The sequence below is a fragment of the Streptomyces sp. NPDC040718 genome (assembly GCF_055593565.1).
The window spans coordinates 395,242-407,373 of the sequence record NZ_JBVIXO010000001.1; the positions used below are offsets into that span (position 1 = coordinate 395,242).

Sequence of the window (12,132 nt, forward strand, 5' to 3'; positions counted from 1 at the left end):
CTAGTCTCACCGCATCACTGTGGTGAGCGTGCCATGACAAAGAGCGACACGAGGCGTGCTCACGGGCGGCGCAGGTCCCACCCCCATGTACCGGTCGGCCCCACGATCGGTACGGACCTACGGAGGAGCACCCTTGAGCACAGCACCCCCACGACGCAATCGTCTGTTCAGGAGGCTGGCCGCCACCGTGGCGGCCCTCGCCCTGCCCGTCGCCGGCCTCGTCGGCCTGGCAGGCCCGGCGCAGGCGGCCGCCTCCGCGACCGCGACCTACACCAAGGTCTCCGACTGGGGCTCCGGCTTCGAGGGCAAGTGGACGGTGAAGAACACCGGCACCACCGCCCTCAGCAGCTGGACCGTGGAGTGGGACTACCCGGCCGGCACCCGGGTGACCTCCGCCTGGGACGCCACCGTGACCAGCTCGGGCAACCACTGGACCGCCAAGAACGTCGGCTGGAACGGCACCCTGGCCCCCGGCGCCACCGTCAGCTTCGGCTTCAACGGCACCGGCGCCGGCGCCCCCTCCGGCTGCAAGATCAACGGCGGCTCCTGCGACGGCGGCACCAACCCCACCGACAACCCGCCCTCGGCCCCCGGCACCCCCACCGCGACCGGTGTCTCCGAGAACGCGCTGACCCTGTCCTGGTCGGCGGCCACCGACGACAAGGGCGTCAAGAACTACGACGTCTACCGCAACGGCGGCAAGCTCACGACCGTCACCGGCACCACCTTCAACGACGGCGGCCTGACCAAGGGCACCACGTACACGTACTCGGTCACCGCCCGCGACACCGCCGACCAGACCGGCCCCTCCTCCGGCGAGCTCTCGGTGACCACCCCGGGCGGCGGCGGCACCGAGCCCCCGGACCCGGGCGCGAAGGTCAAGCTCGGCTACTTCACCGACTGGGGCGTCTACCAGCGCAACTACCACGTGAAGAACCTGGTGACCTCGGGCAGCGCCGCCAAGATCACCCACATCAACTACGCCTTCGGCAACGTCCAGAACGGCAAGTGCACCATCGGCGACGCCTACGCCGACTACGACAAGGCCTACACCGCCGACCAGAGCGTCGACGGCGTCGCCGACAACTGGGACCAGCCACTGCGCGGCAACTTCAACCAGCTGCGCAAGCTGAAGGCCAAGTACCCGAACATCAAGGTCCTCTACTCCTTCGGCGGCTGGACCTGGTCCGGCGGCTTCGGCCAGGCCGCCCAGAACCCGGCCGCCTTCGCCGACTCCTGCCACGCCCTGGTGGAGGACCCGCGCTGGGCGGACGTCTTCGACGGCATCGACATCGACTGGGAGTACCCCAACGCCTGCGGGCTGTCCTGTGACACCAGCGGCGCCGCGTCCTTCAAGAACCTGATGTCGGCCCTGCGCGCCAAGTTCGGCGGCTCCAACCTGGTCACCGCCGCGATCTCCGCCGACGGCTCCAACGGCGGCAAGCTCGACCTCGCCGACTACGGCGGCGCCGCCCAGTACGTCGACTTCTACAACGTCATGACGTACGACTTCTTCGGCGCCTGGGACGCCAAGGGCCCCACCGCCCCGCACTCCCCGCTGACCTCCTACGCCGGCATCCCGATCGCCGGCTTCAACTCCGAGGCCGCCATCACCAAGCTCAAGGGCAAGGGCATCCCCGGCTCCAAGCTCAACCTCGGCATCGGCTTCTACGGCCGCGGCTGGACCGGAGTCACCCAGGACGCACCCGGCGGCACCGCCACCGGGCCCGCCCCGGGCACCTACGAGCAGGGCATCGAGGACTACAAGGTCCTCAAGACCGGCTGCCCGACGACCGGCACCGTCGCCGGCACCGCCTACGCCAAGTGCGGAAGCAACTGGTGGAGCTACGACACCCCCGCCACCATCGCCGGGAAGATGACCTGGCTGAAGAACCAGGGCCTCAAGGGCGCCTTCTTCTGGGAATTCAGCGGCGACACCGCGAACGGCGAACTCGCCAACGCGATCCACACCGGGCTGCAGTAACCCCCACGCACTGCACGGCCCGGTGTACGACGAAGCCGGGGAGGCGGGACCGTCCCCCGCCTCCCCGGCTTCTTCACGTACCGGCCGGTATCAGGCCACGTTCACCCGCTGCCCGGGCGGCGCCGCCTCCAGCCATGCCAGGAACCCGGTCAGCGCGTCCTCGCTCATCGCCAGCTCCAGGCGGGTCCCCTGGTGGGAACAGCCGAGCACGACGGCGTCGGACAGCAGGGCCAGCTCCTCCTCGCCCTCGGGCGCACGCCGTGCGAGCACCTCGATGGAGGAGCGCTCCAGCAGCCGGCGCGGGCGCGGGGAGTAGGAGAAGACGCGGAACCACTCGATCCGGTCACCGCTGTAGCGGGCGACCCCGTAGACCCACCCCTTGCCGGAGACGTCGGGCTCCTCGGCCACGCCCCAGCGCAGGCTGCAGTCGAAGGTCCCGCCGGACCGCTGGATGAGTCTGCGGCGCAGCCCGAACACGAACAGCCCGATCACCACCAGGGCTACGACCAGGCCGCTCACAAGCAGAGCGAGGAGCATCTTCACCGACCTCCTCGCTCATCGAAAACCGCACAAACAAAAGTACGTACATCGCCTCAGCCGCGACCCGGTCCGGAAAATTCCGGACCCGACCGCGGCTGAGGTATCAAACTGTTCGGTACGGGGCTCAGTGCCCCGCGACCGCGCGCAGCCGGACATCGGCGCGACGTTCGGCGGCCGCGTCGGCCTCCGACTTCGCGCGCTCCAGTGCCCGCTCCGCCCGCTGGACGTCGATCTCGTCCGCGAGCTCGGCGATCTCGGCCAGCAGGGACAGCTTGTTGTCCGCGAACGAGATGAATCCGCCGTGCACCGCGGCGACGACAGTGCCGCCCTCGCTGGTACGGATGGTCACCGGGCCCGATTCCAGCACACCGAGAAGCGGCTGGTGACCGGGCATGACGCCGATGTCGCCGGACGTGGTGCGGGCGACGACCAGGGTGGCCTCGCCGGACCAGACATTGCGGTCCGCCGCGACCAGCTCGACGTGCAGCTCAGCAGCCAAGGTGGCTCCTCGGGTCACCACCCGGCGGGTCAGCCGGGTGTTGGGTCAAATTCTAATGGGCGTGTGGAGAGGGACGGGACACTCCCGCCCCTCTCCGGTGGGGGCCCTCCCGGCGTTAGCTGGGGGACTGTGAGCCGGATGCGCTCCTCGCGGAGCGCGCCGGATCAGGAGACGCCCAGCTCCTTGGCGTTGGCCTTCAGGTCCTCGATGCCACCGCACATGAAGAACGCCTGCTCGGGGAAGTGGTCGTACTCACCGTCGCAGATCGCGTTGAACGCGGTGATCGACTCGTCGAGCGGAACGTCCGAACCGTCCACGCCGGTGAACTGCTTGGCGACGTGGGTGTTCTGCGACAGGAAGCGCTCGACACGACGGGCACGGTGGACAACGAGCTTGTCCTCCTCGCCCAGCTCGTCGATACCGAGGATCGCGATGATGTCCTGGAGGTCCTTGTACTTCTGCAGGATCCCCTTGACGCGCATGGCGGCCGCGTAGTGGTCCGCGGCGATGTACCGCGGGTCGAGGATGCGGGACGTCGAGTCCAGCGGGTCCACGGCCGGGTAGATGCCCTTCTCGGAGATCGGACGGGAGAGAACCGTCGTCGCGTCGAGGTGGGCGAAGGTGGTCGCCGGCGCCGGGTCGGTCAGGTCGTCCGCGGGGACGTAGATCGCCTGCATCGAGGTGATCGAGTGACCACGGGTCGAGGTGATGCGCTCCTGGAGGAGACCCATCTCGTCGGCCAGGTTCGGCTGGTAACCCACCGCGGAGGGCATGCGGCCGAGCAGGGTCGACACCTCGGAACCCGCCTGGGTGTACCGGAAGATGTTGTCGATGAAGAACAGCACGTCCTGCTTCTGAACATCGCGGAAGTACTCCGCCATGGTCAGACCGGCGAGCGCGACGCGCAGACGGGTGCCCGGGGGCTCGTCCATCTGGCCGAAGACGAGCGCCGTCTTGTCGATGACGCCCGAGTCGCCCATTTCCTCGATGAGGTCGTTGCCCTCACGGGTACGCTCACCGACGCCCGCGAAGACCGACACACCGTCGTGGTTGTTGGCGACGCGGTAGATCATTTCCTGGATCAGAACGGTCTTGCCGACACCGGCACCACCGAACAGACCGATCTTTCCACCCTTGACGTACGGGGTGAGCAGGTCGATGACCTTGACGCCGGTCTCGAACATCTCGGTCTTCGACTCGAGCTCGTCGAAGGCAGGCGCCTTGCGGTGGATGGGCCAGCGCTCGGTGACCTCGGCGTTCGCCTCGGGGTAGTTGAGCACCTCACCCAGGGTGTTGAACACCTTGCCCTTGGTGAAGTCACCGACGGGGACGGTGATGCCCTCGCCCGTGTCGGTCACCGGGGCCTGGCGGACCAGACCGTCGGTGGGCTGCATCGAGATCGTGCGGACCATGCCGTCACCCAGGTGCTGGGCGACCTCGAGGGTCAGCGTCTTGAGCGCGCCGTCCTCGGCCGGGTCGGCGACCTGGACCTTCAGCGCGTTGTAGATGTCGGGCATCGCGTCGACGGGGAACTCCACGTCGACGACCGGGCCGATGACCCGGGCGACGCGGCCCGTGGCGGCGGCCGTCTCAACAGAGGTCGTCATTACTTGTCACTCCCCGCGGTCGCGTCGGCCATGGCGCTGGCGCCACCGACGATCTCGCTGATTTCCTGGGTGATTTCGGCCTGGCGGGCCGCGTTGGCAAGCCGGGAGAGGCTCTTGATGAGGTCTCCGGCGTTGTCGGTCGCCGACTTCATCGCGCGGCGGCGGGCGGCGTGCTCGGAAGCGGCCGACTGCAGCAGTGCGTTGTAGATCCGGCTCTCGACGTAGCGCGGCAGCAGGGCGTCGAGGACGTCCTCCGCCGACGGCTCGAACTCGAACAGAGGAAGGATCTCGCCCTTCGCGCCGTCCTCCTCCGCAGCCTTGTCGAGGCTGAGCGGCAGCATCCGGCCGTCCACCGCGTTCTGCGTCATCATCGACACGAATTCCGTGTAGACGATGTGCAGTTCGTCGACGCCGCCCTCGGCCGTGTCCAGCTGGATGGCCTCGATCAGCGGCGCCGCGACGCGCTTGGCGTCGGCGTAGGCCGGGCTGTCGGTGAAGCCCGTCCACGACTCCGTGACCTTGCGCTCACGGAACCCGTAGTAGGCGACACCCTTGCGGCCGACGATGTAGCTGTCGACCTCCTTGCCCTCAGCGCGCAGCCGCTCGGTGAGCCGGTCCGCCTGCTTGATGGCGTTCGAGGAGTAGCCGCCGGCCAGACCGCGGTCGCTCGTGATGAGCACGATCGCGGCGCGGGTCGGCGCCTCGACCTCGGTGGTCAGGGCGTGCTTGGTGTTCGAACCGGTCGCCACCGCGGTCACCGCACGGGTGAGCTCGGTCGCGTACGGCATCGACGCCGCCACCTTGCGCTGCGCCTTGACGATGCGCGAGGCGGCGATCATCTCCATCGCCTTGGTGATCTTCTTGGTCGCCGTGATGGCACGGATGCGACGCTTGTAGACCCGGAGCTGCGCTCCCATGAGTCAGGTCCCTTCCGTCGTCACTTGGAGACGTTGACGGCCGGAACGTCCTCGCCCAGGAGCTTTCCGTCCGAGGTCTCGAACTGGCGCTTGAAGGCGGCGATCGCGTCGGCGATCGAGCCCAGCGTGTCGTCCGACATCTTGCCGCCGTCGGCGATGGAGGTGAGGAGGTCCTTGCGCTCGCGGCGCAGGTGCTCCAGCAGCTCCGACTCGAAGCGGCGGATGTCCTCGACCGGGACGTCGTCCATCTTGCCGGTGGTGCCGGCCCAGACGGAGACGACCTGCTCCTCGACGGGCATCGGCTGGTACTGGCCCTGCTTCAGCAGCTCGACCATGCGCTTGCCGCGCTCCAGCGAGGCCTTCGACGCGGCGTCCAGGTCGGAACCGAAGGCGGCGAACGCCTCCAGCTCGCGGTACTGGGCCAGGTCGACGCGCAGACGGCCGGAAACCTGCTTCATGGCCTTGTGCTGCGCGGAACCACCGACGCGGGAGACCGAGATACCGACGTTCAGTGCCGGGCGCTGGCCCGCGTTGAACAGGTCGGACTCCAGGAAGCACTGGCCGTCGGTGATGGAGATGACGTTGGTCGGGATGAACGCCGACACGTCGTTCGCCTTGGTCTCGACGATCGGCAGACCGGTCATCGAACCGGCGCCCATCTCGTCGGAGAGCTTCGCGCAGCGCTCCAGCAGACGGGAGTGCAGGTAGAAGACGTCACCCGGGTAGGCCTCGCGGCCCGGCGGGCGGCGCAGCAGCAGCGACACGGCGCGGTAGGCGTCGGCCTGCTTCGACAGGTCGTCGAAGATGATCAGGACGTGCTTGCCGGCGTACATCCAGTGCTGACCGATGGCGGAACCGGTGTACGGCGCCAGGTACTTGAAGCCGGCCGGGTCGGACGCCGGGGCGGCGACGATCGTCGTGTACTCGAGCGCGCCGGCCTCTTCCAGGGCGCCGCGAACGGACGCGATGGTCGAGCCCTTCTGGCCGATGGCGACGTAGATGCAGCGGACCTGCTTGTTCACGTCGCCGGAGCGCCAGTTGTCACGCTGGTTGATGATCGTGTCGACGGCCAGAGCGGTCTTGCCGGTCTGACGGTCGCCGATGATCAGCTGACGCTGGCCGCGGCCGATCGGCACCATGGCGTCGACGGCCTTGTAGCCGGTCTGCATGGGCTCGTGCACCGACTTACGGACCATGACGCCCGGGGCCTGCAGCTCGAGGGCGCGGCGGCCCTCGGTCGCGATCTCGCCGAGGCCGTCGATCGGGTTGCCGAGCGGGTCGACGACGCGGCCGAGGTAGCCCTCGCCGACGCCTACGGAGAGGACCTCACCGGTGCGCTGCACCGGCTGGCCCTCCTCGATACCGCTGAACTCGCCGAGGACGATCGCACCGATCTCGCGCTCCTCGAGGTTGAGGGCGAGACCGAGGGTGCCGTCCTCGAACTTCAGCAGCTCGTTCGCCATGGCGGAGGGCAGGCCCTCCACCTTCGCGATGCCGTCGCCGGCAACGCTGACCGTTCCGACCTCCTCGCGCGAGGCCGCGTCCGGCTGGTACGACTGGACAAAGGTCTCCAGTGCGTCCCGGATCTCCTCCGGCCGGATCGTGAGCTCCGCCATCTGGGTTCCCTGCTCTCCTTGTTGGGCCTGAAGCTTCTTAGGGGTCTGGGGGTGACCCCCAGGAATCTTCTGCAAGTTCTGCACGGCCCAACCGGGCCGCTAGGAATGCTTTGTATCTGTGTGGTGGCGGCTGGTCAGCCGGCCATGCGGCGCGACGCCTCGGCGAGGCGGTCCGCGATGGTGCCGTCGATGACCTCGTCGCCGACCCGCACCGAGATCCCGCCGAGGACCGCGGGGTCCACGTCGAGGTTCAGGTGCATCTGGCGGCCGTACAGCTTGGCCAGCACCGCGCCGAGACGCTGCTTCTGCACGTCGCTGAGCGGGATCGCGCTGGTCACGGTGGCGACCATGCGGTCCCGGCGCTCGGCGGCGAGCTTGGACAGGGACTCGAGTCCCGCTTCCAGGCTACGTCCACGCGGGTGCGTGACGAGACGGATCACCAGGCGCTCGGTGACGGCGTTCACCTTGCCGCCGAGCAGGCTGCGCAGCAGCTCGCTCTTGGCGGAGCCGGTGGCGGCGCGATCGGTCAGCGCGGAGCGCAGCTCGGTGCTGGAGGCGACGATCCGGCCGAAGCGGAAGACCTCGTCCTCGACGTTGTCGAGCCCGTCGGCCTGCTGGGCCGCCGTGAGGTCGGCGGTGGCCGCCAGCTCCTCCAGCGCGTCCACCAGGTCGCGGGACTGCGACCAGCGGGAGCGCGCCATGCCGGACACCAGGTCCAGGGTGTCCCCGGAGACCTGGCCGGACAGCAGCCGGCCGACCAGCTCGGCCTTGGCCTCGCCGGACTGCGCCGGGTCCGTGATGACCCGACGCAGCGAGACCTCACGGTCGAGCAGCGCGGTGACGGCTGCCAGCTCACCGGCGAGCTTCGCCGCGTCGACGGACGTGTTGTCCGTCAGCGCGTCGAGACGCTCGCGCGCGGAGGCCAGCGCCTCGCGGCTCGCTCCGTTCATCGGGCCGCCTCGGCCTTCTCCTCAAGCTCGCTGAGGAAGCGGTCGATGGTGCGGCTCTGGCGGGCGGCGTCCTCGAGGGACTCGCCGACGAGCTTGCCGGCCAGGTCGGTGGCGAGCTTGCCCACGTCCTGACGCAGCGCCTGAGCGGCGGCCTTGCGGTCTGCCGCGATCTGGGCGTGACCGGCAGCGATGATCTCCTCACGCTGCCGCTGGCCCTCTGCGCGCAGTTCTTCCTTGAGCGCAGTGCCCTGCTCCAGCGCGTCCTGGCGCAGGCGCGCGGCCTCGTGCCGGGCCTCGGCGAGCTGGGCCTTGTACTGCTCCAGCACGCTCTGGGCCTCGGTCTGAGCGGCTTCGGCCTTCTCGATACCGCCCTCGATCTGCTCGCGGCGCTCGTCCAGAACCTTGTTGATGTTCGGGAGGAGCTTCTTCGCGAGGAAGCCGAAGACGATGACGAAGGCGATCAGACCGATGACGAGCTCGGGGATCGGCGGGATGAGAGGGTTTTCCATCTCAGCCGCGAGAACCATGAGGTTCACATCAGTGCCTTTCGTCTAGTGGGCTGTTCGTCGAGACCGAGGATCAGGAGCTCGGGTAGACGAACGGCATGACCAGACCGATCAGGGCGAGCGCCTCACAGAAGGCGAAGCCGAGGATCTGGTTGGCGCGGATCAGGCCGGCAGCCTCGGGCTGGCGGGCGAGGGCCTGGGTGCCGTTACCGAAGATGATGCCGACGCCGACGCCGGGGCCGATGGCCGCGAGACCGTAACCAACGGAGCTGAGGGAGCCGGTGACGGCGGCAAGGGTCTGGGACATGCCAGTTCTTCCTTCTCTTTCACGGACCGGTGGGGGTTGGCCACCGGACGAATACGGGGGGCTGAGCGGGGCGGGCCTGGCTCAGTGGTGCTCGGCGAGCGCGCCCTGGATGAAGCTGCAGGCCAGGAGGACGAAGACGTACGCCTGGACAGCCTGGATGAAGAGCTCGAAGGCGGTCATCACGATCACCATCACGAACGACACACCGGCGTAGGCGATGCCGATGCCGTTCAGCAGGTACCAGCTGGCGATCGTGAAGAGCAGCAGCAGGGTGTGACCGGCGAACATGTTCGCGAAGAGTCGGACCGCGTGGGTGAACGGGCGCACCAGGACGTTCGAGAAGAACTCGATGACCATGATGAGCGGCAGGACGCCGCCGAGGCTCTTGTCGTAGCCGGTGAGGTTCTTCAGGCCGCCGACGAAGCCGTGGCGCTTGAAGGTGACCGACATCCAGATCACGTAGACGATCAGGGCGAGCACGGCCGGGTACGCGATGATCGAGGTCACCGGGAACTGGGCCACCGGGACGATCGACCAGACGTTCAGGATCCAGACGAAGAAGAACAGCGAGACCATGAAGGGGACGTACTTCTCGCCCTCCTTCTTGCCGAGGGTCTCGTAGACGATGCCGCGGCGCACGAAGTCGTAGCCGGCCTCGCCGACCATCTGGAGCTTGCCGGGGACGATCTTCGCCTTGCCGAAGGCGGCCCAGAAGAAGGCCACGATGATGATCGAGCCCAGGAGGGCCAGCAGCATCGGCTTGTTGAAGTAGGCATTGCTGCCCGCTTCGCCCCAGAGCGGCTCGAAGAGGAACGAGTGCAGGCCCGGGCCGGGGAAGCCACATCCGTCGAAGATGTGACAGTCGGTCTCGAAGGCGAGGACCTGCGTCGGGTCAGCACTCACCGCGGGCTCCTTCAGCGTGGCGCATAGGTACGGCAACCTCGTTGTGTCGGCGCGGCGCGAGGCCGCGGTTCGGCACTGGACTGGTGTAACGGGTGTGGGGGCGGCAGTCAGGCATCGAGCCTCGCGATGGAACAGGCGTCAGCTCAGATGCCCGCGCCCGCAGAGCCGCAGTTGGAACCGGACGATAGCAGCATCTCGAACGCACACTTATCCCGGCCCTACCCCTCACGACTTCGACCCCGGGTTTTCGGGCTTTTCACCCTTCGTCGAGTCCGGCTCGACGTAAAGGATCTTCGCCTTCATGTGAGCACGCGTCTGTGCGCCGATCCACACGAGGGTGGTGGCGACCAGCGTGATGGCGAACGCCCGGGGGTGGAACAGCGTCGTGTTCTTGAACACGGCGAGAAAGACGAAGAGCAGCAGGATCTGCGCGGCGTAGAGCATGAGGCCCATGGCCTGGAACAGATGCGGCAGGGATTTCGCAGTGCGCTGCAGGACGACGAATCCGAGGCCCATGAACAGGATCACGACCACGGTCGCGACGACTGATCCGACGGCACCCTTGCCTCCGACGACCAGACCGCTGATCAGGGCCGCGATGGCGCCGGCGGCAGCGGTGGGTACGGCGGTTTGCAGGAGGGATCGGACGTCATCTGACCGCATGGCGGTTTGCTCCGCGTGGTGGTGGGGGCACGGACTCGTACGGGAACTCGTACGGGGACGAGCGTAAGCCCGGTCCGAGTGAGAGCCTCGGGCCAATGGACCGTCGCACTACGGTCCTTCGGCTCTGTCGCCGGGTTTAGTGAACGGTATCACAAACTATTTGATGAGAGCTTTACCTGTCAGGTGTGCTGACTGTCACACATGAGGGCTAACGCGCCCGTGTGTGCAAGACAAGCCGCCTCATTGTCTGGTAAAGGGCGCCCATGTCGGAAATGCGCCCAGGGCGTCAGCGTGCCGATCCGGCCTTACGCCGGTCGGGGAGGCGCGAACGGGGGCCTACCGCGGTCGCGCCGTTGACGCCCGACACCCCCGCCACGACGGGCCGCGCCGGCTCCGGCTCCGTGCCCGCGTCCTCCCGTACGGCCGCCTCCGCGGCCCGCTCGGCGTGCCGGTAGCGCGGCGGGACCAGGCCCTCGGCCCAGCGCGGCGCCCGCGGGGTGAACCGCGGCATCAGGAGCAGTACGAGGCCCAGCGCACTCAGCGCGGCGAGCGAGAGCACGATCCACATCGAGGCCGAATGAACCGAATAGGCCACCGTGCCGAATGCGATCAGGCCGGACCAGAAATACATGATGAGTACGGCGCGGCTGTGCGAATGCCCGAGTTCCAGGAGCCGGTGGTGCAGGTGGCCCCGGTCCGCCGCGAAGGGCGACTGGCCGTTCCAGGTGCGCCGCACGATCGCCAGGACCAGGTCCGCCATCGGAATCGCGATGATGGTCAGCGGAAGCAGCAGCGGAATGAAGACCGGCAGCATCGCGTGCGTGGCGTTGCGCTCACCGCCGACGAAAATGGCCATCGTGTCGGGATCCACCTGCCCCGTGATCGAGATGGCCGAGGCGGCCAGCACCAGGCCGATCAGCATCGAGCCGGAATCCCCCATGAAGATCCGGGCGGGGTGCATGTTGTGCGGCAGGAAGCCCAGGCACATGCCCATCAGGATCGCCGCGAAGAGGGTGGCGGGCGCCGCGGACTCGATGCCGTAGCCGAACCAGATCCGATAGGCGTAGAGGAAGAACGCGCACGTGGCGATGCAGACCATGCCCGCCGCCAGACCGTCGAGGCCGTCGACGAAGTTCACCGCGTTGATGGTGATCACCACCAGCGCCACGGTGAGCAGGGTGCCCTGCCACTGCGTGAGCGACACCGTCCCGATGCCCGGAACCGGAATCCACAGGATGGTCAGGCCCTGCATGACCATCACGCCCGCTGCGATCATCTGGGCGCCCAGCTTGATCAGCGCGTCGAGCTCGAACTTGTCGTCCAGGACGCCGATCAGCCAGATCAGCGCGGCTCCCGAGAGCAGTGCTCTGGGCTCGTTGGACCGTTCGAAGACCCCGTTGAGGTTCTGCAGGTGGTCGGCGATCAACAGCCCCGCGCACATGCCGCCGAACATGGCGATGCCGCCCAGCCGCGGAGTGGGCTCGCGGTGCACGTCGCGCGCGCGGATTTCCGGCATCGCGCCGGCCGCGATCGCGAACTTCCGCACGGGCCCGGTCAGCAGGTAGGTCACCGCGACCGTGACGCAAAGCGTCAGCAGATATTCACGCACTGGCTGCCCCAGATGTATCGCCGGCCATCTC

At 68.0% G+C, this 12,132-nt stretch carries 12 protein-coding genes; 1 reads left to right on the forward strand and 11 read right to left on the reverse strand.

All coding sequences use genetic code 11. From position 1 onward, the window contains the following. Nucleotides 1–133: 133 nt before the first annotated feature. The gene (locus ACZ597_RS01765) at nt 134–1,984 is read left to right on the forward strand and encodes a glycosyl hydrolase family 18 protein (RefSeq protein WP_471323597.1); all 1,851 of its coding nucleotides are present in this window, start codon (nt 134–136) and stop codon (nt 1,982–1,984) included. Nucleotides 1,985–2,074: 90 nt separating this feature from the next. Here the strand turns inward: ACZ597_RS01765 and ACZ597_RS01770 are convergent, their stop codons facing one another. From ACZ597_RS01770 to ACZ597_RS01820, 11 genes are all read right to left on the reverse strand, one after another. Beyond that, a complete protein-coding gene (locus ACZ597_RS01770; protein ID WP_267032620.1) occupies nt 2,075–2,521 on the reverse strand; it encodes a DUF2550 domain-containing protein in 447 nt (148 codons plus the stop codon). A gap of 127 nt (nt 2,522–2,648) precedes the next feature. Further along, nucleotides 2,649–3,023, reverse strand: a complete 375-nt coding sequence (locus ACZ597_RS01775) for a F0F1 ATP synthase subunit epsilon (protein WP_007266595.1) — start codon at nt 3,021–3,023, stop codon at nt 2,649–2,651. 164 nt (nt 3,024–3,187) lie between these two features. Then, entirely contained in the window at nt 3,188–4,630 is a 1,443-nt protein-coding gene (atpD, locus tag ACZ597_RS01780) for a F0F1 ATP synthase subunit beta (protein ID WP_471323600.1), read from the reverse strand. Next, complete coding sequence (locus ACZ597_RS01785) at nt 4,630–5,547, reverse strand: F0F1 ATP synthase subunit gamma (protein WP_469111073.1); 918 nt, start codon at nt 5,545–5,547, stop codon at nt 4,630–4,632. Before ACZ597_RS01785 ends, atpD begins: the two co-directional genes overlap by 1 nt. A gap of 20 nt (nt 5,548–5,567) precedes the next feature. Continuing rightward, nucleotides 5,568–7,163, reverse strand: coding sequence for a F0F1 ATP synthase subunit alpha (atpA, locus tag ACZ597_RS01790; protein WP_007266592.1), 1,596 nt, complete (start codon nt 7,161–7,163; stop codon nt 5,568–5,570). A gap of 134 nt (nt 7,164–7,297) precedes the next feature. Next, nucleotides 7,298–8,113 (reverse strand): F0F1 ATP synthase subunit delta, encoded by an 816-nt coding sequence (locus tag ACZ597_RS01795; protein ID WP_471323603.1) that lies wholly within the window; start codon nt 8,111–8,113, stop codon nt 7,298–7,300. Continuing rightward, nucleotides 8,110–8,640 carry a F0F1 ATP synthase subunit B gene (locus tag ACZ597_RS01800; protein ID WP_362471677.1) on the reverse strand — a complete coding sequence of 177 codons (531 nt, stop codon included), beginning with the start codon at nt 8,638–8,640 and terminating at the stop codon, nt 8,110–8,112. Before ACZ597_RS01800 ends, ACZ597_RS01795 begins: the two co-directional genes overlap by 4 nt. A 52-nt stretch (nt 8,641–8,692) precedes the next feature. Then, nucleotides 8,693–8,926 (reverse strand): ATP synthase F0 subunit C, encoded by a 234-nt coding sequence (atpE, locus tag ACZ597_RS01805; protein WP_007266589.1) that lies wholly within the window; start codon nt 8,924–8,926, stop codon nt 8,693–8,695. A gap of 81 nt (nt 8,927–9,007) precedes the next feature. After that, complete coding sequence (gene atpB, locus ACZ597_RS01810) at nt 9,008–9,844, reverse strand: F0F1 ATP synthase subunit A (protein WP_007266588.1); 837 nt, start codon at nt 9,842–9,844, stop codon at nt 9,008–9,010. 210 nt (nt 9,845–10,054) lie between these two features. After that, entirely contained in the window at nt 10,055–10,492 is a 438-nt protein-coding gene (locus tag ACZ597_RS01815) for a hypothetical protein (RefSeq protein WP_471323607.1), read from the reverse strand. A 286-nt stretch (nt 10,493–10,778) separates the two neighbouring features. After that, on the reverse strand, nt 10,779–12,113 hold the full coding sequence (locus ACZ597_RS01820) for an MraY family glycosyltransferase (RefSeq protein ID WP_471325086.1): 1,335 nt from the start codon (nt 12,111–12,113) through the stop codon (nt 10,779–10,781). Between the last annotated feature and the right edge of the window lie 19 nt (nt 12,114–12,132).